The sequence below is a fragment of the Mesorhizobium sp. M8A.F.Ca.ET.207.01.1.1 genome (genome assembly GCF_004794715.1).
In the GTDB taxonomy this organism is placed as follows: Bacteria; Pseudomonadota; Alphaproteobacteria; order Rhizobiales; family Rhizobiaceae; genus Mesorhizobium.
The window spans coordinates 475,815-502,197 of the sequence record NZ_SRUS01000002.1 but is presented as its reverse complement, the minus strand read 5'-3'; the positions used below and the strand labels follow the sequence as shown (position 1 = coordinate 502,197).

Sequence of the window (26,383 nt, the reverse complement as noted above, 5' to 3'; positions counted from 1 at the left end):
CACTCAAAGCGCGTCGCGTGAATTCGTTTCGACGCGACGCGCTTTGGACGCAGCACAAAGGGCCTGAATAATGGACACACTGACCCGCATGCGCGCCTTCATCGACGTCGTCGAGGCCGAGGGCTTTTCGGCGGCGGCGCGCAAGATCGGCCGCTCCAAGGCGCTGCTGTCGAAATATGTGCGCGAGCTGGAGGACGAACTCGGCGCGCTGCTGCTGAACCGCACGACGCGCCAGTTCTCGATGACCGAGGCCGGCCACACCTACTACCGTCGCGCCTCCGAGATCGTGCGCGAGGTCGACAGCCTGGCCGACGCCGTGCGCGAGTCCTCAGGCGACGTGCGCGGCCGCATCAAGCTGTCGGCGCCGCGCACCTTCGCCGACGCGCCGATCGGCCAGTCGCTGATCGACTTTGCCAAGCAGTATCCCGACATCGTGCTCGACATCCAGCTCGACGACCGCTTCGTCGATCTCGTCGAGGAAGGCTTCGACCTCGCGGTGCGCATCTCGCGGCTGGAGAATTCGTCGCTGATCGCAAGGCGCCTGGCGCCGTTCTCGATCAAGCTCTGCGGTTCTCCCGAACTGATCGCCAAGCACGGCATGCCGACACGGCCGCAGGATCTCAGCCACATGCCCTGCATCGTCGACACCAATGGCCGCGGACTGAACAACTGGCCGTTCAAGGGCGACAATGGCGACCCGGTGAGCATTGCCGTGTCGGGCCCGATCGAGGTCAACAGCCCGATGGCGGCGCGCGCCGCGGCCCTGTCGGGTCTTGGATTTTGCATCCTGCCGGATTTCATCGCCGCGCCTGACCTCAAGAGCGGCCAATTGGTGGCGGTGCTCGACGACCGCATCCTATCGGGCGGCGGCATCTTCGCCGTCTACCCGCATCGCCGCTATCTGCCGGCGAAGGTGCGCGTTTTCGTCGACTTCCTGGTGCAGTGGTTCAGGACGCGTGAGAGCGCCTGACCTGCCTCAGGCCTCGAGGCGCGTCGCGCCGCGATGCGCTTTGAGCTCTCGTTGCGTGCGTGCCGTTGTCCCTGAACCGCCGCGCACTTTTGGGTGACATGCGCCGACAGTCCCAATTTCGCCCCCTTTCTGGTAACCTTCGGCAACTCTTTCCGAAAGCCAAGGGAATCGCGACCGCGAATGTATTTGAAACGGCACGCAATCACGCTGGCTTCGGCCTTGGCGGCGACTTTCGCCGCGACGGGACCGGCCGAGGTGCATCCGCACGTCTTCGCCGAGGCACGCCTCGACGTGATCCTGGCCCCGGATCACCAAAGTGTGAAAGCGCTGCGCCATCTCTGGCGCTTCGACGATCTGTTTTCGAGTACGGTGATGATGGAGTTCGACAAGAACTCCGACCTGAAGCTTGACGACAAGGAGCTGAAGGAGGTCGCCGACACGGTCCACGCCTCGCTAGCCGAGTTCAATTACTTCCAGCTCGTCACGCAGGACGGCAAGGACGTGGCGATGACGCCGCCGCCCCACCTGATGGCCAATTTCGACAACGACCAGTTGATCATCCTGTTCGAGTCCGAGCCGAAGGCGCCGATCAAGCTGACCGGCAAGATCGACATCGGCGTCTATGATCCGACGTTCTACACCGCGATCGACTTCACCGAGGATTCCAACATCACGGTCGAGGGCCTGCCCTCGAACTGTGCCAGCAAGGTGGTCCGTCCTGATCCGGACGAAGCGATCAAGGAAAACCAGAAGACCCTGACGGATGCCTTCTTCAACGACCCGACAGGCACCGACATGAGCAAGATCTTTGCCACCAAGCTCGAACTGACCTGTCAGCCAGAAGGATGAGACCGGTGACGAAACCGTCCCTGCGTTTGGCATTCGGCCTTTTGGCCCTCGCCTTTGCCGCGGTGCATTTCGCCAGCGCCGCGCACGCCCAGAGTTCGCTCGGCATCGGCGTCAATGACGGCATGGCGCCGACCACCGGCGCGTTCGCCCACATCCTGATGTGGATCAATCTGAGGCAGCAGGAATTCTACCGCGCGCTGGCGACTGCGATGAAGGCGATGCGCCAGGACAACAGCAAGCTCTGGGTGCTCATCGGCCTGTCCTTCGCCTACGGCATTTTCCACGCCGCCGGCCCGGGTCACGGCAAGGCTGTCATCTCGTCCTACATGGTGGCCAATGAAGTGGCGCTGAAGCGCGGCATCCTGTTGTCCTTCGTCTCGGCGCTGCTGCAGGGCCTGACGGCGATCCTGGTGATGCTGCTTGCCTATTTCGTCCTGCGCGGCACCACGATCTCGATGACCGATGCGGCCTGGTTCATGGAGATCATGAGCTTTGCCCTGGTCACCCTCTTCGGCGCCTGGCTTCTGTGGCGCAAGCTCGGCCCCGCCGTCCTGCACCTGTTTGGCAAGGGGCCGGCCTACAGCCTGTCGGCGGCCGATGCCGGCCATTCGCATGGGGCTCATTCCCATGGCCACTCGCATGCAGGCCATTCGCATGCCGCTCATTCGCACGCGCTGCGCGCGTATGACGATCACGACCATGTGCATGACCATTCACACGATCATCACGACCATGGCGCGCATGACCATCATCACGACCATGGCGCGCACGATCACGCGCATCATGACCATGCGATCGGCGAGGTCTGCGAAACTTGCGGCCATTCGCACGCGCCCGATCCGGCAATGCTGTCCGGTGACCGCTTCGACTGGCGCACCGCCTGGTCGGCGGTAGCGGCGGTCGGCATCCGCCCCTGCTCCGGCGCGCTGATCGTGCTGAGTTTCGCGCTGCTGAACGGGCTCTGGCTCGGCGGCTTGCTGTCGGTGCTGGCGATGTCGATCGGCACCGCCATCACCGTCTCGGCGCTGGCGACGATGGCCGTGACCGCTAAGAACTGGGCGGTCTATTTCGCCGGCGACGGCCGCATGGGCAACCGCATCCACTCGATCGTCGAGATCGGCGGCGCGGCCTTCGTGTTCCTGTTTGGACTGCTGCTGCTGTCGGCGAGCCTGACAGGCGGCGTCTAGGCCTCCACCACGATCGAACGGGTGGCTGCGGACCTCTAATTGGGTATCTTGCCGCCCAGCTCATCCTCGATATGGGCGCGGATGATCTCGTCGAAACTCTTCTCGGCGCTGAAGCCAAGCTCGCGTGACCGCCGCGCCTCGAACCGGGTCGGCCAGCCCTTGACGATCGTCCAGATCGTCTCGTCGGGCACCTCGCGGATCAGCTTTGCCGTCTTCGATCCGGCGATGCGTTCCAGCGCCTCGATTTGCTCGCCAACGCTGACGGCGACGCCCGGCATCGTCAGGTTGCGGCGCGGCCCGACGGCGGCACCGTCGATGCCAGCCGCATGGATCAGGAAATTCACCGCCGAGCGCGGGCTGGCATGGGTATGCACGACCGAGCGCGGCACCGGCAGGATCGCCTCCTGCCCGCTCAGCGGCTCGCGGATGATACCGGAGAAGAAGCCGGAGGCCGCCTTGTTCGGCTTGCCCGGCCGCACGCAGATCGTCGGCAGCCTTATGCCGATCCCGTCGAAGAAACCGCGCCTGGAATAGTCGGCGAGCAGCGCTTCGCTCATCTGCTTCTGAGTGCCGTAGGAGGTCAGCGGCGTCGGATGGAAGTCGTCCGGTATGACATCCGGGAACGGCGCGCCGAACACCGCGATCGACGAGGTGAAGACGACGCGCGGCGCGAATCCGCCCAGGCGGATGGCGTCGAACAGCGCGCGCGTGCCGTCGAGGTTGACGCGGTAGCCGAGGTCGAAATTCGCTTCCGCCTCACCCGACACGACGCCGGCGAGATGAAAGACGACATCGGGACGTGATGCGACAAGGCTCTCGGCGGCGCCTGCTTCGGCTAGGTCACCCGTGTGCAGTGCGACGCTGACGCCGTCCATGGCCGGCGCCTGCGGTGGCACGATGTCGTGCAGATCGAGCGCGGTGATCTTCTTGCCCCGCAGCGTGCCGTCCTTGGCCAGCCGGGCGATGAGCTTGCGGCCGACCATGCCTGCGGCGCCAGTGATCAGAATGCGCATGTCCGATATCCCTTACTTGTCCCGATTATTACGCTGGGTGCGCGCGCGCAGCCAGAACACCAAGAAAAACGCCAGCACGAAGACGGTGCCGAAGATACCCGCCAGCACGGTCGAAAAACTGCCGAGTGCCAACATCATGGTCGGCAGGTAGAAGGCTGCAATGCCGAACACAAGCATGATCCAGACCGCCGCGATGGCCGCATTGCGCGTGTCACGGTCCATCATGCCGCACCGGAGCGGCGGTCGTTGATCGGGCTGAGTTTCAAAGCTGGAGAACTCCTGAGGCAGGTCCGATCGATGGTCATCGGTCGGACCTAGTGATAGTGGCCGTGATGCGCAGCCGCATCGTGCTGATGCTCATGCTCATGATCGTGGTCGTCACCATCGTCGGCGCACTGGCCGAATTCCGGTTCCACGGTGGCATGGCTGATGCCGTGTTCGCTGGCAAGCCGCTTCTTGATGGCGCTGACGGCCTGATGCGCATCGACGCCCTCGTTGAGGCACGCATGCAGCGTCGCCATGCTGCTTGTCCCGTCGATCGACCAGATATGCATATGGTGCACTTCGCGCACGCCCTGGACCGTTGCCTGGATGTCCCCGGCGATCAGGTCGCGGTCGAGGCGTGGCGGTACGCCTTCGAGCAGGACGTGAGCGGCGGCACGCATCAGCGACCAGGCGGTGGACAGGATCAGCAGCGAGACCAGCACGGACAGGATCGGGTCGATCGGCGTCCAGCCGGTCGCCAGGATGACCAGTGCCGCCACGATCGCGGCTGCCGAGCCGAGCAGATCGCCAAGCACATGCAGGATGGCGCCGCGCATGTTGAGGTTGTCTCGATCGCCGCCATGCAGCACCAGGAAGGAGCCTATGTTGACCAACAGGCCAAGGATCGCCACCACCAGCATCGGTCCACCCAGCACCGGCGCCGGTGTCTGCAGGCGATCCCAAGCCTCGTAGACGATCCACAGCGCGATGACGAAGATGGCGATGCCGTTGGTGTAGGCCACTAGCGTCTTGACCCGGCCGAAACCGTAGGTGAGCTGGCCGGTCGCCGGGCGGCTTGCCAGATGAAAGGCATACCAGGCCAGGCCGAGCGCGATGGCGTCGGCGAGCATGTGGCCGGCATCGGCCAGCAGCGCCAGTGACCCCGTAAACAGACCGCCGAGCGCCTCGGCGACCATGAAGCCGGCGGTAAGGCAGGCCGCGATCAGGACGCGCTTCTTGTCGGTCGAGCCATGCACATGGCCGGCGCCGTGATCCTGCCCGCCGTGATCGTGGGTATGCGACAAATGGCAAACTCCCGTTAGGCGCCGAATTCCGCGCGAAAATCCTCGAGCCGCCTCTTCTGCTGGCCGTCGCCATCGAAATTGGCCGGATCGAGCCAAGCTTCATAAGCCTTGCGCAGAGCCGGCCATTCCTTGTCGATGACCGAATACCACGCGGTGTCGCGGTTTTCACCCTTGACGATGAGATGCTGGCGGAAAATGCCCTCGAACTTGAAGCCGAACCGTTCCGCCGCGCGCTTCGACGGCTCGTTGCGGTTGTTGCACTTCCATTCGTAACGGCGATAGCCGAGTTCGTCGAAGATGTATTTCATGAACAGGAACTGGGCTTCCGTCGCCGCCGGCTTGCGCGAGATGAGCGGTCCCCAATAGATATTGCCGATCTCGATGACGCCATAGGTCGGATCGATGCGCATCAGCGTCTGGCGTCCCGCGATCTTGCCGCTGGCCTTGTCGATGACGGCGAAGAACAGCGGATCCTCGCTCGCCTCCACCTTATCCAGCCATGGCTGGAAGGCAGCGCGGGTTTCCGGCGGATAGTCGGGCAACCAGGCAAAGCGGCCACCGACGTCGGATACGGACGAGGCTTCGTAGAGACCGTCGCCGTGCTTCGCGGCGTTCAGCGGCTCGAGCCTGGCGGTCCGTCCCTCCAGCACCTTGCGCTCGGGCCGAGGACGTGGCTGCCAGTTTTCAAGATTTTCCGTCACCAGAATCTCCAATCCGTTGACTTTTGCGAGCGGACGCTCACAAAAACGCTGCCGCAGTGTAAGAACCACAGGGACGGGAAAAATGCTCCACACGATTTCGGCCTTCGACCGTCTCGGCGAGGAAAATGCATTCGCGGTGCTGGCGCGAGCAACGGCACTTGCCCAACAGGGCCGCGACATCGTCAACCTCGGCATCGGCCAGCCAGATTTCAAGACGCCGCAGCACATCGTCGAGGCGGCGATCAAGGCACTGCGTGACGGTCACCATGGCTACACGCCGGCCAACGGCCTCTTGGCAACGCGCGAGGCGGTGGTGCGCCGCACGCTGACCACCACCGGCGTCGAGGTCTCGCCCGAGGCGGTGATGATCATGCCCGGCGGCAAGCCGACCATGTTCGCCGCCATCCTGATGTTTGGCGAACCGGGCGCCGAGATCCTCTATCCCGACCCCGGCTTTCCCATCTACCGCTCGATGATCGAATTCACCGGTGCGACCCCCATTCCCGTGCCGATGCGCGAGGAGAACGGCTTCGCCTTCTCGGCGCAAGAGACGCTGGCGCTGATCACCTCGAAGACCAGGCTGTTGATCCTCAACTCGCCGGCCAATCCGACCGGTGGCGTCACGCCCCGGGCCGAGATCGAAAAACTGGTAAAGGGGCTGGAGAAGCACCCCGGTGTCGCGATCCTCTCCGACGAGATCTACGACGTCATGACCTATGACGGCGAGACGCATTGTTCGTTGCTCGGCTTTCCCGAGATCCGCGACAGGCTGATCGTGCTCAACGGCTGGTCGAAGACCTGGGCGATGACCGGCTGGCGCATGGGCTGGTCGATCTGGCCGAACGGCGACAAGGGCGCCCATCTCTACGACAAGGTGCGCAAGCTGGCGGTCAACTGCTGGTCCTGCGTCAACGCGCCGAGCCAGTTCGCCGGCATCGCGGCCATTGACGGTCCGCAGGACGATGTCGACAAGATGATGCGCGCCTTCGACAACCGCCGGAAGATCGTGGTCGAAGGCCTGAATGCCTTGCCAAACATCTCCTGCATCACGCCCAAGGGCGCCTTCTATGCCTTCCCCAACGTCTCGAAGACCGGCTGGAAGGCCAAGAAGCTCGCCTCGGCCCTGCTCGACGAGGCCGGTGTGGCGCTGATCGGCGGCCCCGATTTCGGCATTCTGGGCGAAGGCTATATCAGGCTGTCCTACGCCAACTCCGAGGAGAACATCCTGCGCGCGCTGGAGCGGATCGGGGCGTTCCTCGCCAAGTGAGCTTCAAAGCGGCCCGCTGCCCTTCCGGATTATTTGCGGCTGGCCGCCATGGCGGTGTCATGAGCCGTCGGGAGACGCGTGGTCAAGGCTGGGCGCAAATGCCGAGAACAGCTACGGTTTTGGCATCAAGATCCAACCGAGGTGCCCCTCAATGTTCTATGCAATCCTTGCCTATCACGTGGAAGATGCGATCAAGGCGCTGACGCCGCAAGAGGATGCGGCACTGATGGCTGAGTTGCTGAAGATCAACACCCGGCTTCGTGACGAGGGCACCCTTGGACCGTCCGCGCGTTTGGGGGCGACACAGGATGCCTGCACCTTGCGCGGCCCGGGCGACGGCGTGATCATCGACGGCCCTTTCGCCGAGACCAAGGAACAGTTGCTCGGCCTCTATGTCGTCGACTGCGCCACGAGGGACGCGGCCATCGCGATCGCCCGTGACCTTCGCAGTGTCAATCCCACCGCCGTCTACGAGATCAGGCCGATTCTACTCTTCAAGCCCGGCGTGCCGTTGGCGGGCAAATGAGCCGGCGGCGAAAGCCATGCCGGTGCCCGTCGTTCACCCACGCCCAACGAATGGCATCTTGGTCGCCATCACAGTCATGAACAGCACGTTGGCGTCGAGCGGCAGGCTGGCCATGTGCACCACCGCATCGGCGACGCGCTGGACATCCATTACCGCTTCGGCTGATATCGAGCCATTGGCCTGCGGCACGCCGACGGTCATCGGCTGTGCCATGTCGGTCAGCGCATTGCCGATGTCGATCTGGCCGCAGGCGATGTCATAGGGGCGGCCATCCAACGCCAGCGTCTTGGTCAACCCCGTAATCGCATGCTTGGTCGCCGTATAGGGCACGGAGCCCGGACGGGGCGCATAGGCCGATACCGAGCCGTTGTTGATGATGCGGCCGCCCATCGGCTTCTGCTTGCGCATGGCGCCGAAGGCGGCGCGCGCGCACAGGAACGAACCGGTGAGATTGACGCCGACAATATCGTTCCACACCTCGACCGGGATCTCGTCGATCGGTGTCGACTTGTATCCCATGCCGGCATTGTTGAAGAGCAGGTCGACACGGCCGAAAGCCTCCACCACCGTCTCGAACAGATCGTCGACCTCACCGGCCTTGCTGATGTCGCAGGCAACCGCCAATGCCTTGGCCTCGGTCGGGCCGATCTCGGCGATCGCGGCATCCAGCACCGGCTTGCGGCGCCCGCAGAACACCGTGTTCCAGCCAGCCTTGAGCAATGCCGTGGCGACGCTCTTGCCGATCCCGGTGCCAGCGCCGGTGACGATGGCGGTTTTTTGCTCGGTCATGGCAGATGTCCTCCGGCAGCGCCGCGCGTGCCTGTCTGATTGTCAGTGTTTTGGCTCAAGACAGGAAGGCATCGCAAATGACGGCGGTGATGGCAAGCGCGGCCACCGGGCGACGCGCTCGAAAGGTACGACCTGTTTTTTCGGAGAAATCCCGGCAAGGGCCGACAAAAAGGGCGGTCATTGGCGACCGCCCTGATCTGAACCGGGCTTGGGAGGAGGAAAGCCGATCCGACTGTGTAAAATCATGCGCTTCCTGAGTTAACGAAAAGTTAACGCCGGAAAGGCCCCGCCTCCGTTTTGGCCTACCAGCGCGGGTTGGGCGAGGTCCCAGCCTTTGCCGCCGGCACCTTGGCCGCCGAAACCGTCGCCTCGACATGGTCGACCAGCGCGTCCGGCAGGCCAAGGCGCCCGGCAAGCAGGTCGAGGTAACCGCGCTCGGCGCGCGTGTCGGGGTCGATGGTGAGGCGCGACGCGGTATAAAGCTCGAGCTTCTGCGCGTCGGTCCTGGCGCCGGCCACCAGCGCGTCGAGGTCGAGCGGGCGCTCCAGCTCCGCCATCAGGAATTTTTCCGCATCGGAGCCGATCCCGGCAAGGCTGAGCTTGCCGGCGATCTTCTGGCGTTCCTCGTCGTCGACATGGCCGTCGGCCTTGGCCGCCGAGATCATCGCCCGCACCAGGGTCAGTGTGAACTCATCCTCGCCTTGCGGCGCCTGCGACGGGTGGAAGGCGGTGTCCTTGGGGGGCGGCAGCAATTCCGGCTCGCTGGCGGCGGGCGCCTGCTCCGGTGCGTTGCCGGCCTTGTAGTTCTGATAGGCCTTGTAGGCGAGGCCACCGATGGCGGCCAGGCCGCCGAGCTTCACCGCGGCACCCGTCACCTGCCGGCCGGCACCCGTTCCAAGCAGCACGGCGGCCAGCGCACCGGCGGCCAGCGGATTGTCCTTGGCCATCTGCACGGCTTGCCCGGCCTTGTCGCGGACGGTGCCGCTGGTGCCGGGAACCTGCGAGCCGAGCAGATCGTCGAGAAGCTTCTTGGGATCGAACATCAATGCCTCCAGGATTTGCCCGGCCGAACGGGCGGGTTTCGAACGCCGAAGACGTAGGTCCCGAAGCTTGACATTGCAATGACAGGTGGCCGCTTTGCCCGGCCCGGCCCCTCATCAGGATCCGATGTGCGGTCCCCTGCCCCGGGCTTGCGCGAGCTCGACCTGCCGCTGGCGCTCCGCGTAACGCTTGCGGTCTTCATCCGAGCGGGCATCGAAGCAGTGCGGGCACGAAACCCCGGCGGCATGTTTCGGCGACATCAGGTCGCTCTCCGTCAGCGGATGGCGGCAAGCGCGGCACAATTCAGCACCGCCCTCCGCGAGACCGTGCGACACCGAAACCCGCTCGTCGAAGACGAAGCATTCGCCCTGCCACAGGCTCTGTTCCGCCGGCACCTGCTCGAGATATTTGAGGATGCCGCCCTTGAGATGGAACACATCCTCGAAGCCGAGCGACTTCACATAGGCGGTCGCCTTTTCGCAGCGTATGCCGCCGGTGCAAAACATCGCCACCTTGCGGCCTGCGAGATCCGCCCGGTGCGCTTCCACCCAAGCCGGAAATTCGCGGAAGCTCGCCGTCGCCGGATCGACGGCGCCCTTGAAGGTGCCGATCGAGACTTCATAGGCGTTGCGCGTATCGATGACGATCGTGTCGGGCTGCGAGATCAGCGCATTCCAGTCGCCCGGCTCCACATAGGTGCCCGCGCTTGTCGCCGGGTCGATGGTCTCGACACCCATGGTGACGATCTCGCGCTTCAGCCGCACCTTCATGCGGTGGAACGGCATGGCCGCGGCGCTGCTGAACTTGACCTCGACGCCCGACAGGCCGTCGATCGTTTCGATGTGCTCGATCAGCGCGGCGATCGCTTCATCGCTGCCGGCGACGGTGCCGTTGATACCCTCATGCGCCAGGAGCAGCGTACCCTTGATACCGCGTCCGCAGCAGAAGGCCGCAAGCGGCGCGCGCAACGCCTCGAAAGCGTCGAGCCGGGCAAAGCGGTAGAGCGCGGCGACGCGGACTGGCTGGGATGGCGCGGGCAGTGTTGTCATTGCCAGAGCAACTAGACGCTCGTGGAAGTCGATTCAAGGTGAAACGGGTTCGGACCGACTGTCATGGCCTTGTCGGGAAAGAACCTTTAAGCTCGGCGGCAACGCGTGACATCGCGCCGCGACCGGTTCCGTGGACAGGGCAATACCCGTCTGCTAATCGGTTGAAATTCGCCTCGATGCGGCCCTCGACAAGGAGAGACAGATGCCCAGCAAGACCGAGAAACTCCTGTCGCTCCTCAATGGCCAGCCGGTCATTCCGGTGTTGAAGATCGCCAATGTGGCGGATGCGGTGCCGCTGGCCCGTGCTCTGGCGCGTGGCGGCTTGCCGGCGATCGAGATCACGCTCAGGACCGCGGATGCGCTCGAAGCGATCCGTCGCGTGGCGGGCGAGGTCGAGGAAGCCATAGTCGGCGCCGGCACCATTCTGGACAGCAAGCAGTTCGACGAGGCGGCCGGTGCCGGTTCGCGCTTCATCGTCAGCCCAGGCATCACCCGCGAGCTTCTGGCGGCCGCCGCCGACAGCCAGGTTCCGTTGCTGCCCGGCGCCATCACGCCGGGCGAGATCATGGCGGCGCGCGAAGCCGGCCTGCGCTTCCTGAAATTCTTCCCGGCCGAACAGTCCGGCGGCATCGCTTCGCTCAAGGCTTTTGCCTCGCCGCTGGCCGACGTCAAATTCTGCCCGACCGGCGGCATCACCGGGAAGAACGCGGCCGACTATCTCAGCCTGTCCAATGTCATCTGCGTCGGCGGTTCGTGGGTGGCGCCCGACGACATGGTCAAGGCCGGCAAGTGGGACGAGATCGAAGCTCTCGCACGCGCTGCCAGCAAACTCGCGAAATAGCCTTTCCGGACGGCACGAAAAAACCCGGACGACTCGCGTCGCCCGGGCTCTTTGACTGGCTGGAGCAATTCCAGGAAAAGTGCGTAGCGGTTTTCCCGGGAGAAGCGCGTAGCGCTTCCCCTTGGGAATTGCGTAAGAACAAAAAGTTAGAGCGGGTCAGAGATTCTATCAAACTCAGGGCCGCTCTAGACGCGGTTAGTTGCAGACCTTGACCGTCTCGGTCACCTTGCGATGATGCCGCCAGTGCGTCACCATCCTGGTCCGGCAGTGCTTCTTCATGTGCATATGATTGTCGGTCTGACGACAACTGTCTCCGCCTGTGACGGAGCGAGCACGGCCAATGCCGCCGCCAGTGCCAGAACTGACGCCAGTAGAATTTTTTTCATGAAGAGCCCCAGGTTGGAACGGACCCACCTCAACCCGGAAACGGCTGGGCTGTTCCGGCTTCACGAGAAGTTCAGCCGATCCTGCAGGATCAAGGCGCCGCACGTGTCGTGCCTAGCAAAAAGCCGCGCGGGTCGCCCGGCGCGGCTTCGGTAATATTGTGGCCTGTTCGCTACTTCGTCTGGAAGCGGGCGACCGACATGAACTTGACGGCATTGCCGGTAAAGCGGCTGGCGTCGGCCATCTGGTTGCTCGGCTGGAAGCCGGCCGTATAGACCTCGCTCGGCGGCGTATGCACGATGCTGTAAGCGTAGCCCGGCGCGGTCGTCGCGCTCGAAACGGTGGCGACGTTCTCGCCGCTGGTCAGCGCCCAGCGGGCGGCCTGCGGCGCCGCGGCCACAACCACGGCCCTGGGGCCAGGCTTCTGATCGCGGGCGGTAGCCCTGGCTTCCTTGCGGGTCGTCTTCACGCCGGCGCCGATCGCGGCGGCCGGGTCGGAACCGGCAGGTCGGGCGGCAACAGCCTGGCGCGGCGACGCCGCATCGACACCAGACGGATCGTTGAACGCCGAACGCGGTTCTTCGGACAACGAGGCCACCTGATATTCGTCGGCGGTGCCGACCTGGGCGTTGGCCTCGTCGAGCACGGCCTTGACGGCATCCGGCTTGGTCGGCTCGGGACGCGCTGTCGGCACCACGGAGAACGCGTCCGTCGCCGTCTTGCCCTGGTCAGCCGTTTCGGCCAGCGCCATCAGCACATCCTTGCTGGGCGGCGGTGCGAGATCGGCCGGCAGTGAGCGCTCGGGGCGCCATGTCGGCAGTGGGATGTTGTTGAGGGCAACCTGCGCTGGATCGGCAGCCGCGGCTTCCGCGATCGCCGCCGGATCGGACTTGCCGAAAGGCATGTTCGCCGGTGCCTGCGCGGTCGCCACTGCCTGTTCGGTGGTGGCCGTGGCATCCGCCATGGCGAAGGGAACATTCTCAGGCGGCTGTGCGCCCACATCGGCCTTCGGCCGCGGCGCGAAATCGGGCAGCGGGATTTCCTTGGCCGGCAGCGCCGCGATAATCGTCTCCGGCGTGTTCTTCTCCGGTTCCGGAGCCTGCTCGTCGGCAACCTGCGGAGTCTCGGCGCGCTGGGCATTCTCGGGGGCGACGATGGCGATACCGGGCAGGTTGCTGCTCTTGGCGGTCGCGGCCGGCTTCAGATTTCCAGCCTTGGGCGCAGGCGCGGCCGAGGCGGTCTCCACGTCGGCACTGTCGTCGGCCTCGTCGGCGCCACCGCCGCCGAAGAAGGCCGCGAGGAATCCGCCGGATTTCTTGCCGCTGCCGCCAGCGCTGGCCATTTCGATATTCGGTGTGCCGGAACCCTTGCGCGACTTGTAGGAGGCGAGCGCCTGTTCATAGCCGGGCAGCGGCCGGCCGTCGCTCGGCACATGCAGCGTCTTGCCATTGGGGAACAGGCTGACCAGTTCCTGGCGGCTGATGCCGGGCCAGTGGCGCACATTGCCGACATCCATGTGGACGAATGGCGACCCGGAGGTCGGGTAATAGCCGACGCCGCCGCCCTGCATCTTGAGGCCGATGTTGCGCAGCTTCTTCAGCGGCACGCCGGGAATATAGAAATCCATCGCCTTGCCGAGCATATGCTGGCTCTTCTCGGCGACACCACGGCTGCGGCTGCGCAGCATCGAATTGGTCGACGGCGAACGGTAGCCGCAGACGACCTGGATATAGTCGGTGGCGCCGCTTTCGCGATACGCCTCCCAGACCAGATCCAGCAGACGCGGGTCCATCTTGGTCGGCTCGTTGCGGCGCCAATCGCGCAGGATGATGTTGATCTTCCTCAGGCCCTCGGGAACGTAGCGGCCATTGCGCTTGTAGACGATCTCGGCCTTCTCGTGCGTGTGGAGGTGGTAGAGCTTCAGCGAACGAACTTCGGCCTGGGCGCCCGTGGCGGCCGCGGCAACAAAACCAAATGCGACAATCACCGCCGCCAACCATCTCGGCCAGACGCTCAAATGATAGTGCCGCCCGTTTGTGAGTCGTTCGATTCTGTTCAAATCAAAAGGCCTTGCAGGCTGCCGTTTGTCCCCGGATTTGCCCAAACGGACGTGTCGTTTTCACATCCGAATATCGATCCTAATGGTTAATCATCGCTTATTGAAGCCAAAATGCGGTAACACCGTGGCGATATCCCGTCAAAAATTGTCCGCACGGTTTCTTGGTAAACCGCTGGTTTAGATCAGGATTCCGGCTTTGGCCGAACACGATCTGTTACCATTGGCCTCAATGCGTGAACAACACCCCATCGAGTGCCGCCTCCGACTCGCCATAGTCCGGGGAAGGCACTCTGTCAGCCCCTATAATGACGAGGGAAACTGGTCCCGGCCTTGCGGTTCAGGAAGCAAGCCTGTCGACGCGGCCGGTTTCCGGGTCGATGCCGTATTCCTTGAGCTTGCGGTAAAGCGTCGAGCGGCCGATGCCGAGCCGGCGGGCGACCTCGCTCATCTGGCCGTTGTAGTGATCGATGGCGAGCTTGATCATTTCGAGTTCGACATCGGCCAGCGCACGCACATTGCCGCGCTCGTCGAGCGCCCGCAGCGTGCCGAAGCGGGGCTGCGCCCCGGCCGGATGCACAGGTGCCGGAGCGGCCTCGTCGGGGACAACGTCTTCATCGCGCGGCGCCAGCGAAGGGGCAGCCCCGCTTGCTTCCAACGCGTCGTCCGCTTCGAGATTGACGGTGCCTTCCACCTGCGCCCGGATCTGCGGAAAGTCATCGGCGGTCAACACATCGCCTTCGCACAGCACCGAAGCGCGGAAGACGGCGTTTTCGAGCTGCCGGATGTTGCCGGGCCAGTCATAGGCCTGCAGAACGCCAAGCGCCGCCGCCGAAATGCCCTTCAGCCGATGGCGCGGGTCGGCCGGCGCCACCTTTTCCATGAAATGCGTGACCAGATGGGGAATGTCGTCGCGGCGGTCGCGCAGCGGCGGCACGAAGATCGGGTAGACGTTCAGCCGGTAGAACAGATCCTCGCGGAACTTGCCGTCCTTGACCTGCTGCAGGAGGTTGCGGTGCGTCGCCGAAATCAACCGGATGTCGACCTTGACGGTCGAGCGGCCGCCGACCGGGTCGACCTCGCCCTCCTGGACAGCGCGCAGCAGCTTGACCTGGACGTCGAGCGGCAGGTCGCCGATCTCGTCGAGGAACAGCGTGCCCGTATGCGCCTCGACGAATTTGCCGGTGTGCTTGTCGGTGGCGCCGGTGAACGAGCCTTTCTCGTGTCCGAACAGGATGGATTCCACCAGATTGTCGGGAATGGCGCCGCAATTGACCGTGACGAAGGGTTTCGAGCGGCGGTCGCCGCTGCCCTGGATCGCACGCGCCACCAGCTCCTTGCCGACGCCGGATTCGCCCTCGATCAGGATCGGAATGTGGGAAGCCGCCGCTTTCTGGCCAAGGCGTATCACCCTGTCCATGGCCGGACTATGGGTGATCATGTCCCTGAAGGTCAGCAGCCCGCCGCGTTTGCGCGACGTGCGCTTGACCTCGCCCTCGACCGCTTCGACCTTGAGCGCATTGGAGATCGAGGCCTGCAGCCTGTCGGGCGAAGCCGGCTTGACGACGAAATCGAAAGCGCCGTGGCGCATCGCCGAAACCACGGTTTCGATGCCGCCCTGCGCGGTCTGCACGATGACCGGCACGCTGATGTCGCGCTCGCGCATCGCCTTCAGCACGCCGATGCCGTCGAGACCGGGCATGACAAGGTCGAGGATCACAACCGAGACATCGCGGGCGGCAGGCCCGTCGAGAACTTCGAGGCCGGCCATACCGCCATCGGCGACGATCGCGGTATGGCCGAACCGCGTCACCGCCGCCTCGAGCAGCCGGCGCTGCACGGGATCGTCATCGACTATGAGTATGGAACCTGTCATGACTGTCTTGGTCTGCCCGCGCCCGAATTCCCCATGGATCATCTTGGCACAGGGTTCTAAATAAGGTTTCAAAAAACCCGGTGAACGAATTCCTTAGGATTTGACCGGCTTCTCCATTCCCGTTGAGTCTGGCTCGCTAATTCCGGCCACTTGATTCGAAGCGGCCAGTCGATTCAAACAAGGCCGGTTGATTCAAAGAAGGCCAGTTTGGTTCAAAGAAGGTATTTCGATGCGCGTGATGTTTGATCGGCGGATTGCGGCGCCAGCGTCCGGTCAGGGCGCGGCCGGGCTTGGCGATCTGCCGGAATGGAACCTCGCCGACCTTTATGCCGGCATGGAGGCGCCGGAACTGAAGCGCGACATTGCCGAAGCGGCCGCCGACGCCATCGCATTCGAGGCCCGCTGGAAAGGCACACTCGCCGCCGAAGCCGGGCGCGGCAGTGCCGGCCGACTGGGCGAGGCGCTGGTCGCCTACGAGACGCTCGAGGAACTGATCGGCCGCATCGTCTCCTATGCCGGCCTCGTCTATGCCGGCAACACCGCCGATCCGCAGCGCGCCAAGCTCTATGGCGACATCCAGGAGAAGATGACCGACGCCAGCGCGCATCTGCTGTTCTTCGCGCTCGAGCTGAACCTGATCGACGATGCGGCGATCAAAGGCGCGCTGGCCAGCGACCCCGCCTTTGCGCATTACCGCCCGTGGGTGCTCGATCTGCGCATGGACAAGCCCTATCAGCTCGAGGATCGCGTCGAGCAGCTTTTCCACGAAAAATCGATCACCGGACGCGGCGCCTGGAATCGCCTGTTCGACGAGACGATGACCGATCTTCGCTTCGATATCGACGGCGAGGAACTAACGCTGGAGCCGGCCCTCAACCGCCTGCAGGATGCCGACGGCGAGGTTCGTCGGCGCGCCTCGGAGGCGCTAGCCACCACCTTCCGCAAGAACCTGCGCACCTTCACGCTGATCACCAACACGCTTGCCAAGGACAAGGAAATTTCCGATCGCTGGCGGGGCTTCGAGGACATCGCCGATTCACGCCACCTCGCCAATCGCGTCGAACGCGGCGTGGTCGATGCGCTGGCCACCGCCGTGCGCGAGGCCTATCCGCGCCTGTCGCACCGCTACTACGCCATGAAGGCGCGCTGGCTCGGCATGGAGGTGATGAACCACTGGGACCGCAACGCGCCGCTGCCGGAGACGCCGCAGGCGGTGATCGGCTGGGACGAGGCCAGGAACACGGTGCTGTCGGCCTATCACCGCTTCTCGCCCGAGATGGCCGAGATCGCGCGCACCTTTTTCGACCGCAACTGGATCGACGCGCCGGTGCGCCCGGGCAAGTCACCCGGCGCCTTTGCCCACCCGACCGTGCCATCGGCTCACCCCTATGTGCTGCTCAACTACATGGGCAAGCCGCGCGACGTGATGACGCTGGCGCATGAACTCGGGCACGGCGTGCATCAGGTGCTGGCCGCCGGCCAAGGCGCGCTGATGGCCTCGACGCCGCTGACGCTTGCGGAGACGGCATCTGTCTTCGGCGAGATGCTGACCTTCCGTTCGCTGCTCGAGCGGACTACCGACCGGCGCGAGCGCAAGGCCATGCTCGCCCAGAAGGTCGAGGACATGATCAACACGGTGGTGCGCCAGATCGCCTTCTATGAATTCGAGCGCAAGGTGCATGCCGAGCGCCGCAACGGCGAACTGACATCCGACAGGCTCGGCCAGTTCTGGCTGGAGGTTCAGGCCGAAAGCCTGGGACCGGCGATCAAATTGCGCGAGGGCTACGAGGTATTCTGGACCTACATCCCTCATTTCATCCACTCGCCCTTCTACGTCTATGCCTATGCGTTCGGCGACTGCCTGGTGAACTCGCTCTATGCGGTCTACCAGAATGCCGAGCGCGGCTTTCAGGACAAATATTTCGAGATGCTGCGTGCCGGCGGCACCAAGCATCATTCGCAGCTTCTGGCGCCATTCGGCCTCGACGCAACCGACCCCGCCTTCTGGCAGATCGGGCTCGGCGTGATCAGCGGCCTGATCGACGAACTGGAAACGCTGGACGATTGAGACGCCCTCTGGCCGGCCAAGAACAGTTTAGCCGGAATGCATGTTTGGGCCTCGCTATTCTTGCCCTAAATATTTGTTCTTGAAGAACTCTCCACGGACGTTTTCCCATAGCTTTCCGCAAGCTCTATGGTAGCTTTCCTTTAAGCTCAGCCGGAGCGCATGCGGATCGGCGAGGGAAAGTCTCCGCCAGCCGTGCGCTCAGGCGAACGCGACAAGGCCGTTGGCCATGGGCAAGCAAAGCCGATCGCCGACAGCTCGAACCGAAGCCGGCTGTTCCGTGTATCAGCGGAACCATCATCGAGTAGTCCCTCGCCGAAGGTCATGACCCCGCGGCAGACGGATCTGACTGGAGAGAGACAATGGGCACTTTTTTCTACGTGGTCCTGGCGTTCCTGGTAGGCGTGTTGGTCGGCTGGTTCATCTGGGGGCGTCTGCGCGGAGAACTCGACAGCCTGCGCGGCGACCTCGATCGCACCCGCAGCGAGCGCGACAAGCTGCGCGCCGACAGCGACCGCCTGACCGGCGAACTCAATGCATGCGGCAAGACCCGCTCCGACCTCGAGCGCCAGCTGCGCGAAGCACAGGCCTCGTCGGGCGCCGGCGGAGCAAAGGCGTCAAGTCAGCCACCGGCAGCCCTGATGTCGACGCCTGCCGTTGGTAAATCCGCTCCGGCGACAGCCAAGCCAGCCGCGGCGAAGGCCGCGCCGGCAAAAGCGGCGCCGAAGCCCGCCGCGGCCAAATCCGCAACCGCTTCGGCACCGGCGGCCAAGGCACCGGCGGCCAAGGCTCCGGCGGCCAAGGCTCCGGCGAAGACCTCGGCCGCGCCCAAGGCAGCGCCCGCCGCCAAAAAAACGGCACCGGCAGCTGCCAAGCCGGCGTCGGGCAAGCCCGACAATCTGCGCCGGCTGATCGGCATTGGCCCGGTCAACGAAAAGCTGCTCAAGGCGCAAGGCGTCACCACCTTCGCCCAGATCGCCGCCTGGACATCCGCCGACATCAAGCGGATCGAGGACGTGATGAACTTCGACGGCCGCATCGCGCGCGAACGCTGGATCGAGCAGGCCAAGCTGCTTGCCGCCGGCAACGAGGCCGAATTCGCCAAGCAGTTTCCGACGGCCGGAACCGCCAGCAACACCTGAGCGGTGGATCCAGGGATCATGTGAGCGGCGCCGCCGCTTTCTTTTTTGCCGGCAAGGTTCGACCCGGCAAAGGTCGGCTTTGAGGGACAGGGTGCCGTTCCCTCGATTGCGCGCGCACGGCCCCCCATATAGAGCGATCGTCGGCTACATCGATCCCGGTTCCCATGTCCCTGCCCGCCGCAATTTTCCGCAACGACGAAAGCGCGCGCCAGCTCGTTTTCGAGCGGCCGGCCGATATCATCGTCGCGCATGAGGCCAAGGACTTTCCGGCGGCGTTGCAAGCGGCGCAGGCCGCGCACGACGCCGGCAAATGGCTGGCCGGCTATTTCTCCTATGAGGCCGGTTACCTGCTCGAGCCGAAACTCGTTCCCCTGCTGCCGGGCCGGCGCCGAGCCCCGCTGGTCTGCCTCGGGGTCTTCGATGCTCCTGATGAAGAAGCCGTGCCGCCGCCAAGCACGCCCACCAATGGCCCGATCTTCGATGCAAGGGCGATGTGGTCGTTCGAGGATTACGAGAAGCGGTTCTCGCGCCTGCACCGGCACATCAGGCAAGGCGATTGCTACCAGGGCAACCTCACCTTTCCGGTGCACGCGCAATGGTCGGGCGATCCGCTCGCCGCCTTCGACGCGCTGACCGAACGCCAGCCTGTGAAATATGGCGCGCTGATCGCGCTCGGTGATCCCATCGTTCTGTCGCGCTCGCCCGAACTGTTCTTCGAGATCGATGCGGCGGGGAGGATCGAGACGCATCCGATGAAAGGTACCGCACCGCGCGGCGCAACCAGGGACGAGGACGAGCGGCAGAAGAATTTCCTGCGTAACGACGAGAAGAACCAGGCCGAAAACCGGATGATCGTCGACCTGCTGCGCAACGACATATCGCTGATCAGCGAGGTCGGCACGCTGGAGGTGCCGGAATTGTTCCGCATCGAGACCTACCCGACCGTCCACCAGATGGTGAGCGACGTCAGGGCCAAGCTGCTGCCCGGCCTCGGCATACGCCAGATCTTCGCGGCGCTGTTTCCCTGCGGGTCGATCACCGGCGCACCGAAGATCCGCGCCATGGAGATCCTGCACGATCTGGAGGGCACGCCACGCGACGTCTATTGCGGCGCCATCGGCTGGATCGCACCCGGCGGCACGATGCGCTTTTCCGTGGCGATCCGTACCATCTCGCTCTTTGCCAGCGGCGAGGCCATCTACAATGTCGGCGGCGGCATCGTCTTCGATTCGGTCGCGGAAGAGGAGTACCAGGAGTGTCTGCTCAAAGCCCGCTTCGCGACGGGGACACCGCCGGTTTCGAGCTGATCGAGACCATGCGCTGGGAACCCGCCTCGGGTTTCCTGCGCCTCGATCGCCATCTTGCGCGCCTTTATGGCTCGGCGGTGGAGCTGGGCTTCAGCTATGATCCGCAAAAGGTCGGCGAGGCCCTGAGCGGCGCGGTCAACCGATCGCCCATCGCCATGCGCACGCGGCTCGCTCTGTCGCGCAATGGCGAGACCAACGCCTCTGCGCAACCCTATGAACCCCTTGCCGCCGACAAGGTGTGGACGCTGCGGCTGGCACGGACGAGGCTCGATTCGAGCAATATGCTGCTGCGCCACAAAACCAGCCGGCGGCAGCTCTTCACCCAAGCCCGCTCCGAATATCTCATCACCCAGGCCGATGAGGTTCTGCTGGCCAATGAGCGCGGCGAGATCTGCGAAGGCACGATCACCAATGTCTTCGCCAATTTCGGCGACGGCATCCTGGCGACGCCCCGACTCGATTGCGGCCTGCTGCCTGGCGTATTGCGAGCCGTGCTTCTGGATGAAGGCCGCGCCAGTGAAGCGATCTACAGCTTGGATGACCTGAAATCCGCCAAGGCGCTGTTCGTCGGCAATTCGCTGCGCGGACTGATCCCGGCAAGACTGATCTGAGGCATGACGTCCCTACCCGCCCACACGCCCTATGATGGCTCGTCGAAACTCTTCACCATCGGGCTGAAGCCGCTCGACCCCGCGAACTGGATCGAGGTCGACGGTCACCTGCTACCCTATCTCGCCGAGAAGCGCCGGCTCTATGCCGAGATCCCCGAGCGGGTTTTCGTCGAGGAGGACGGCACGCGCGCCGCCCAGCAGGAGGTGCTCGAATTGCTCGGCGCCTACCTGCCGGAAAGATTCCCCGACATCCACCGGCGCGGCGACGCGGGCGTTGCGGTCGAGGGCGTGACGAGCCATCCCGCCATCTCTTCCAGCCTCGCCGGCGCGCCCTTGGTCGCGGCCTCGCTGCTTGTCCAGGAAGACCTCATCCTCATGCGCCGCGACGACAGCGGCTGGCGTCTGGCCGCGGGTTCGCTGTGCTTCCCCTCGTCCTGGGCGCTCACCGAAAAATTCGGCAAGCCGCTGCAGCAGATCCACGAGCCGGTGCCGGGCTTCGGCCCGGGCACAAGGCCGGCCGATCTCATCAACCGGATGTTCGATGGCCTGCAGGGCCAGGCGGTCGAGCGTTACAATTGGTCGATCCAGTCAGGGGACGCGCTCTACCATCCACTGTCCAATCTCGAGCGCATCGACCGCGCCACCAACCGGCCGACACGTTTCCCCGACGGTAACGTCAAGGCGCACGCCTTCATTCGGGTGGAACGCCAGACACTGCGCAAACTGCCCGCCTCGCGCGATATCCTGTTCACCATCCGCATCCATCTCGACCCGCTCGCCGTGCTGGCGCGGCACCCGGACCGGGCGACGCTGGCGGCGTCCTTCGCCGCCCAACTCGAAGCGCTCGATATCGCCCAGCTCGACTACAAGGGCCTGACATCGGATCGCGATCGGCTGATCGCTGTCCTTAACCACATGGCCAAGGACGCGTAGTCGCGGGTTGGCGCTTTTCGCTGGTTTATGACAATGATCTGTGATGTAGCGCATGGCCGTTGGGCGAAAATGCCCGGCTTTTGCACGGGGTTGCTCGGCTTTTGCACGGAGTTGCCCGGCTTTGCACGCAGTTGAAGGAGTGCTCGATAAAATGGCGAATGAAAACTGGCCCGTTTACGGTGAGATCACCGGCCCCGTGGTGATGATCGGCTTTGGCTCGATCGGACGCGGAACGTTGCCGCTCATCGAACGCCATTTCAAGTTCGACAAGTCGCGCATGACGGTCCTCGACCCGCGCGATACCGATCGCAAGCTGCTCGACGAGCGCGGCATCGCCTTCGTCCAGGAAGCGGTAACCGAGAAGAACTACAAGAAGCTTTTGACGCCGCTTCTGACGAATGGCGCAGGCCAAGGCTTTTGCGTCAACCTGTCGGTCGACACCGGCTCGGTGGACCTGATGCGGCTCTGCCGCAAGCTCGGCGTGCTTTACATCGACACCGTCGTCGAGCCCTGGCTTGGCTTCTATTTCGACGCCAAGGCCGACAATGCCAGCCGCACCAACTATGCGCTGCGCGAAGCGCTGATCAAGGAAAAGCACGACAAGCCCGGCGGCGCGACGGCAATCTCCACCTGCGGCGCCAACCCCGGCATGGTGTCCTGGTTCGTCAAGCAGGCGCTGGTCAATTTGGCCACCGATCTCGGCATGGAATTCTCCGAGCCCGCGCAGGACGACCGCGAGGGCTGGGCGAAACTCATGAAGAAGGCCGGCGTCAAGGGCATCCACATCGCCGAGCGCGACACCCAGCGCACCAAGAAGCCCAAGCCGATGGATGTGTTCTGGAACACCTGGTCTGTCGAGGGCTTCATCTCCGAAGGATTGCAGCCGGCCGAGCTCGGCTGGGGCACGCACGAGACCTGGATGCCGAAGAACGGCAAGAAGCACAAGCACGGCTCCAAGGCCGCGATCTACCTGGAGCAACCGGGCGCCAACACCCGCGTGCGCTCCTGGTGCCCGACATCAGGCCCGCAATATGGCCTGCTGGTGACGCACAATGAGGCGATCTCGATCGCCGATTTCTTCACCGTGCGCTCCAAGAAGGGCAAGGTTCAATACCGCCCGACCTGCCACTACGCCTACCATCCCTGCAACGATGCGATGCTGTCGCTGGACGAGATGTTCGGTGCCGCCGGCAAGCCGCAGCCGGTGCACCATGTGCTGGACGAGAACGAACTGGTCGACGGTGTCGACGAACTCGGCGTCCTGCTCTACGGCCACGACAAGAATGCCTACTGGTACGGTTCGCAGCTGTCGCTCGCCGAGGCGCGCAAGCTGGCCCCCTATCAGAACGCCACCGGCATGCAGGTCACCTCGGCGGTTCTGGCCGGCATGGTCTGGGCGCTGGAAAATCCGGCCGCCGGCATCGTCGAGGCCGACGAGATGGACTACAAGCGCTGCCTCGACGTGCAGTCGCCCTATCTCGGACCCGTCAAGGGCTATTATACCGACTGGACGCCGCTCGACAGGCGCCCGGGCCTCTTCCCGGAGGACCTCGACCGCAGCGACCCGTGGCAATTCCGCAACATCCTCGTCCGATAGCATCGCGCGGACCCTATGCCATTGCCTTGCAATCGCCCGGAAATCGGGCGATTGAAGGGATGCGGCCTGGAGTGGCGAGTGCGTCCCGTTGGACGCATAAGCACACCCCAGCACTTTGGACGTTCGCGTCGCGCTTTCCAGAAATCGGCCCGATTTTTGGACCCGACGCGTTTGGAGAGGATTTTATATGACTATTGCGCGCAAAGTTCTTTCTATGGGCGTGGCGGGCGCCGTTGTCTCGATGCTCGCTGCCTGTACCACCAGCGGCCCCGGCGAGCCGCCGATGGCAACCACGCCGAAAGGCGTCGAGGGGTCCTGGATCGATGCCAAGGGCACCGGCCTGTCGACCTTCAACGGCGGCAAGTTCACGACCGTCGCTACCGACACCGGCCAGAAGCTGGCCGATGGCAGCTACACGATGACCGGCGCCACTTCGGTGCAGATCAACGGCACCTCGCTGATCCGCCAGACCGGCGTCAGCTTCAACTGCCTGCTGGTGTCGACCAGCCAGCTCAACTGCACCAGTTCGGGCGGCCAGAATTTCGTGCTGACGCGACGCACCTGAACCCCGCGAACATCCGCTTGCTCAAGGACGGCGGCCATTGGCCGCCGTTCTTTTTATGCCGGCAAAGCTCACCTGGATTTCTGCTTGCGTCGGCCGGAACGCGATGGGAACATGATCGAAACGCTGGCTGTTATATCCCAGTCAAGTAGGGGCGTTAGACGCCTCGGATCAGCCTGCCGGGAGACGAAGATGAAGAAGCTTGTCGCCATTGCCGCCCTTTCCGCGTCGACGCTTGGCCTGTCGGCCGGCGTATCCTTTGCCGACTACACACTGAACATCCTGCACATCAATGACTGGCACAGCCGCATCGAAGGCAACAACAAATATGAGTCGACCTGCTCGGCCGAGGAGGAGACCAAGGGTGAGTGCATCGGCGGCGCCGGTCGGCTGATCACCGCGATCGCCCAGGAACGCAAGAAGCTGGAAGGCCAGAACGTGCTGTTGCTCAGCGCCGGCGACAATTTCCAGGGTTCGCTGTTCTACACCACCTACAAGGGCAAGGTCGAAGGCGAGTTCCTCAACGACATGAAGTTCGACGCCATGGCGCTCGGCAACCATGAATTCGACGATGGCGAAACGGCGTTGGCGCCGTTCCTCGACATGATCAAGTTCCCCGTGCTCGGCGCCAACGTCAAGGCCAACGCCCAGTCCAAGCTCGGCGACCGCGTCAAGCCGTCGATCGTCGTCGAGGTCGGCGGCCAGAAGATCGGCATCATCGGCGCCGTCACCAACGACACGCCCGAACTCGCCTCCCCCGGCCCCAACATCACCATCGAGGACGACGTGAAGTCGATCACGGCGGAGGTCGACAAGCTCAAGGGCGAAGGCGTCAACAAGATCATCGCCGTGACCCATATCGGCTATAACAGGGAGCGCGACGTTATTGCCAAGATTCCCGGCATCGATGTCGTCGTCGGCGGCCACAGTCACACGCTTCTGTCCAACACCGACCCGAAGGCGGCTGGACCCTACCCGACGATGGTCGACAACCCCGGCGGCTACAAGGTGCCTGTGGTGCAGGCGGCGTCGTATTCGAAATATCTCGGCGAGTTCAAGGTCGTGTTTGACGACAATGGCGTCGTCAAATCGGCGAGCGGCGACCCGATCCATCTCGACAAGTCGATCACGCCCGATCCCGCGGTGCTCGCCCGCATCAAGGAGCTCGGCGCACCGATCGAGGCCTTGAAGAACAAGGAAGTGGCCGAGACCACCGACGTGATCGACGGCAGCCGTGAGAACTGCCGCGCCAAGGAATGCGCGATGGGCAACCTCGTCTCCGACGCCATCCTCGACCGCGTCAAGGGACAGGGCGTCGAGATCGTCATCTCCAACGGTGGTGGCCTGCGCGCCTCGATCGACAAGGGCACCGTCACCATGGGTGAGGTGCTGACCGTGCTGCCGTTCCAGAACACGCTGGCGACCTTCCAGATTTCCGGCAAGGACCTGGTCGCCGGGCTCGAAGGCGGGCTCAGCCAGATCGAGGACGGCGCCGGCCGCTTCCCTCAGGTGGCGGGCCTCAAATATTCCTTCGACAGGTCGGTCGCGCCCAATGCCGGCCGCGTCAAGTCGGTGGAAGTGATGGAAAACGGCGCCTGGACGCCGATCAATCCCGACAAGGACTATCTGGTTGCCACCAACAACTATGTCCGCCAGGGCGGCGACGGCTACAAGGTGTTCGCCGAAAAGGCCAAGAATGCCTATGATTACGGCCCCGGTCTCGAACAGGTGGTTGCCGACTATCTAGGCGCCCACCAGCCCTATACGCCGAAGCTCGACGGCCGCATCACCGAGATCGCGGCGACGGTCGCGGCGGCGCCTGCCGCCGAGCCGGCAAAGCCTGCCGAACCAGCAAAGCCCGCGGCGCCGGCACCGGCCGAGGCCGCCAAACCGGCTGAACCGGCAAAGCCCGCCGATGCCGCACCGGCGATGCCTGAACTGCCTGCCAACTCAGGCGATATCGCCAACACGCCGCCAGCCATATCGACGGAAAACGCGCCTCCCCCGCCGGCCCCGCCGGCACCTGCCGAACCGGCAAAGCCTGCCGAGGCCGCCCCAGCCCCGGCGGCACCCGCGCCCGCCGAGCCGGCAAAGCCCGCTGAAGCCGCGCCGGCCACTGGCAGCCATGTCATCGTGACCGGCGACACCTACTGGGATCTGGCGAAGAAGGCCTATGACGACGCGACCAAATGGAAACTCATCTATGAGGCGAACAAGGGGCAGAAGCCTCACCGGCTTCCGATTGGCGGCACGCTGACCATCCCGCCGAAATAGCCTTCGCTTCGAAGCCTGGAATACACCACCCGCCCGGGAAACCGGGCGGGTGTC

The 26,383-nt window shown here is 64.2% G+C and carries 24 protein-coding genes; 14 read left to right on the top strand and 10 right to left on the bottom strand.

From position 1 onward, the window contains the following. The first annotated feature begins 70 nt into the window (after positions 1–70). The 3 genes from EN850_RS07255 to EN850_RS07245 all read left to right on the top strand — a co-directional run bounded on the left by EN850_RS07255 (position 71) and on the right by EN850_RS07245 (position 3,006). Complete coding sequence (locus tag EN850_RS07255; RefSeq protein WP_127275856.1) at positions 71–970, top strand: LysR family transcriptional regulator; 900 nt, start codon at positions 71–73, stop codon at positions 968–970. A gap of 180 nt (positions 971–1,150) precedes the next feature. Next, a complete protein-coding gene (locus tag EN850_RS07250) occupies positions 1,151–1,819 on the top strand; it encodes a DUF1007 family protein (RefSeq protein ID WP_127275855.1) in 669 nt (222 codons plus the stop codon). After that, complete coding sequence (locus tag EN850_RS07245; protein WP_136090910.1) at positions 1,816–3,006, top strand: nickel/cobalt transporter; 1,191 nt, start codon at positions 1,816–1,818, stop codon at positions 3,004–3,006. Before EN850_RS07250 ends, EN850_RS07245 begins: the two co-directional genes overlap by 4 nt. A gap of 35 nt (positions 3,007–3,041) precedes the next feature. Here the strand turns inward: EN850_RS07245 and denD are convergent, their stop codons facing one another. From denD to EN850_RS07225, 4 genes are all read right to left on the bottom strand, one after another. After that, complete coding sequence (denD, locus tag EN850_RS07240; protein ID WP_127275853.1) at positions 3,042–4,019, bottom strand: D-erythronate dehydrogenase; 978 nt, start codon at positions 4,017–4,019, stop codon at positions 3,042–3,044. A 12-nt stretch (positions 4,020–4,031) separates the two neighbouring features. Next, positions 4,032–4,244: a hypothetical protein gene (locus EN850_RS07235; protein ID WP_127869897.1), complete on the bottom strand. Its 213-nt coding sequence runs from the start codon at positions 4,242–4,244 to the stop codon at positions 4,032–4,034. Positions 4,245–4,333: 89 nt separating this feature from the next. Then, the gene (locus tag EN850_RS07230) at positions 4,334–5,308 is read right to left on the bottom strand and encodes a cation diffusion facilitator family transporter (RefSeq protein WP_136090909.1); all 975 of its coding nucleotides are present in this window, start codon (positions 5,306–5,308) and stop codon (positions 4,334–4,336) included. 14 nt (positions 5,309–5,322) lie between these two features. Then, positions 5,323–6,009 (bottom strand): GNAT family protein, encoded by a 687-nt coding sequence (locus EN850_RS07225; RefSeq protein ID WP_136090908.1) that lies wholly within the window; start codon positions 6,007–6,009, stop codon positions 5,323–5,325. An 82-nt stretch (positions 6,010–6,091) separates the two neighbouring features. On the opposite strand from EN850_RS07225, the gene EN850_RS07220 reads away from it, so the two are divergent. Together EN850_RS07220 and EN850_RS07215 are read left to right on the top strand one after the other, a co-directional pair. After that, positions 6,092–7,276 (top strand): pyridoxal phosphate-dependent aminotransferase, encoded by a 1,185-nt coding sequence (locus tag EN850_RS07220; RefSeq protein ID WP_127275850.1) that lies wholly within the window; start codon positions 6,092–6,094, stop codon positions 7,274–7,276. 151 nt (positions 7,277–7,427) lie between these two features. Then, positions 7,428–7,802, top strand: a complete 375-nt coding sequence (locus EN850_RS07215) for a YciI family protein (RefSeq protein ID WP_135881315.1) — start codon at positions 7,428–7,430, stop codon at positions 7,800–7,802. 33 nt (positions 7,803–7,835) lie between these two features. Here EN850_RS07215 and EN850_RS07210 read toward each other — a convergent pair whose 3' ends face one another. The 4 genes from EN850_RS07210 to EN850_RS07200 all read right to left on the bottom strand — a co-directional run bounded on the left by EN850_RS07210 (position 7,836) and on the right by EN850_RS07200 (position 10,681). Continuing rightward, on the bottom strand, positions 7,836–8,591 hold the full coding sequence (locus tag EN850_RS07210; protein ID WP_127275848.1) for an SDR family oxidoreductase: 756 nt from the start codon (positions 8,589–8,591) through the stop codon (positions 7,836–7,838). A gap of 55 nt (positions 8,592–8,646) precedes the next feature. Next, positions 8,647–8,772, bottom strand: coding sequence for a hypothetical protein (locus EN850_RS37695; protein ID WP_281407260.1), 126 nt, complete (start codon positions 8,770–8,772; stop codon positions 8,647–8,649). Positions 8,773–8,893: 121 nt separating this feature from the next. Continuing rightward, positions 8,894–9,634, bottom strand: a complete 741-nt coding sequence (locus tag EN850_RS07205) for a tellurite resistance TerB family protein (protein WP_136090907.1) — start codon at positions 9,632–9,634, stop codon at positions 8,894–8,896. Between the two features lie 114 nt (positions 9,635–9,748). After that, the gene (locus tag EN850_RS07200; RefSeq protein WP_136090906.1) at positions 9,749–10,681 is read right to left on the bottom strand and encodes a rhodanese-related sulfurtransferase; all 933 of its coding nucleotides are present in this window, start codon (positions 10,679–10,681) and stop codon (positions 9,749–9,751) included. Positions 10,682–10,883: 202 nt separating this feature from the next. On the opposite strand from EN850_RS07200, the gene EN850_RS07195 reads away from it, so the two are divergent. Next, positions 10,884–11,522, top strand: a complete 639-nt coding sequence (locus EN850_RS07195; RefSeq protein ID WP_127276952.1) for a 2-dehydro-3-deoxy-phosphogluconate aldolase — start codon at positions 10,884–10,886, stop codon at positions 11,520–11,522. Positions 11,523–12,078: 556 nt separating this feature from the next. Here EN850_RS07195 and EN850_RS07185 read toward each other — a convergent pair. After that, on the bottom strand, positions 12,079–13,893 hold the full coding sequence (locus tag EN850_RS07185; protein ID WP_246689157.1) for a DUF882 domain-containing protein: 1,815 nt from the start codon (positions 13,891–13,893) through the stop codon (positions 12,079–12,081). A 409-nt stretch (positions 13,894–14,302) separates the two neighbouring features. Beyond that, positions 14,303–15,838, bottom strand: coding sequence for a sigma-54 dependent transcriptional regulator (locus tag EN850_RS07180; RefSeq protein WP_136090904.1), 1,536 nt, complete (start codon positions 15,836–15,838; stop codon positions 14,303–14,305). 229 nt (positions 15,839–16,067) lie between these two features. On the opposite strand from EN850_RS07180, the gene EN850_RS07175 reads away from it, so the two are divergent. From EN850_RS07175 to EN850_RS07140, 8 genes are all read left to right on the top strand, one after another. Further along, positions 16,068–17,906, top strand: coding sequence for a M3 family oligoendopeptidase (locus EN850_RS07175; RefSeq protein WP_189591019.1), 1,839 nt, complete (start codon positions 16,068–16,070; stop codon positions 17,904–17,906). A 359-nt stretch (positions 17,907–18,265) separates the two neighbouring features. Then, positions 18,266–19,045 (top strand): proton-conducting membrane transporter, encoded by a 780-nt coding sequence (locus EN850_RS07170; RefSeq protein WP_136090903.1) that lies wholly within the window; start codon positions 18,266–18,268, stop codon positions 19,043–19,045. Between the two features lie 164 nt (positions 19,046–19,209). Next, positions 19,210–20,352, top strand: coding sequence for an aminodeoxychorismate synthase component I (locus EN850_RS07165; protein ID WP_136090902.1), 1,143 nt, complete (start codon positions 19,210–19,212; stop codon positions 20,350–20,352). Next, a complete protein-coding gene (locus EN850_RS07160; RefSeq protein WP_136090901.1) occupies positions 20,301–20,963 on the top strand; it encodes an aminotransferase class IV family protein in 663 nt (220 codons plus the stop codon). Before EN850_RS07165 ends, EN850_RS07160 begins: the two co-directional genes overlap by 52 nt. A gap of 3 nt (positions 20,964–20,966) precedes the next feature. Beyond that, on the top strand, positions 20,967–21,896 hold the full coding sequence (locus tag EN850_RS07155) for a DUF3445 domain-containing protein (protein ID WP_136090900.1): 930 nt from the start codon (positions 20,967–20,969) through the stop codon (positions 21,894–21,896). Between the two features lie 151 nt (positions 21,897–22,047). Continuing rightward, positions 22,048–23,493: a homospermidine synthase gene (locus EN850_RS07150; RefSeq protein ID WP_136090899.1), complete on the top strand. Its 1,446-nt coding sequence runs from the start codon at positions 22,048–22,050 to the stop codon at positions 23,491–23,493. Between the two features lie 187 nt (positions 23,494–23,680). After that, the gene (locus tag EN850_RS07145) at positions 23,681–24,058 is read left to right on the top strand and encodes a hypothetical protein (protein WP_127276968.1); all 378 of its coding nucleotides are present in this window, start codon (positions 23,681–23,683) and stop codon (positions 24,056–24,058) included. Positions 24,059–24,247: 189 nt separating this feature from the next. Then, positions 24,248–26,329 (top strand): bifunctional UDP-sugar hydrolase/5'-nucleotidase, encoded by a 2,082-nt coding sequence (locus EN850_RS07140; protein ID WP_136090898.1) that lies wholly within the window; start codon positions 24,248–24,250, stop codon positions 26,327–26,329. The last annotated feature ends 54 nt before the right edge of the window (positions 26,330–26,383 follow it).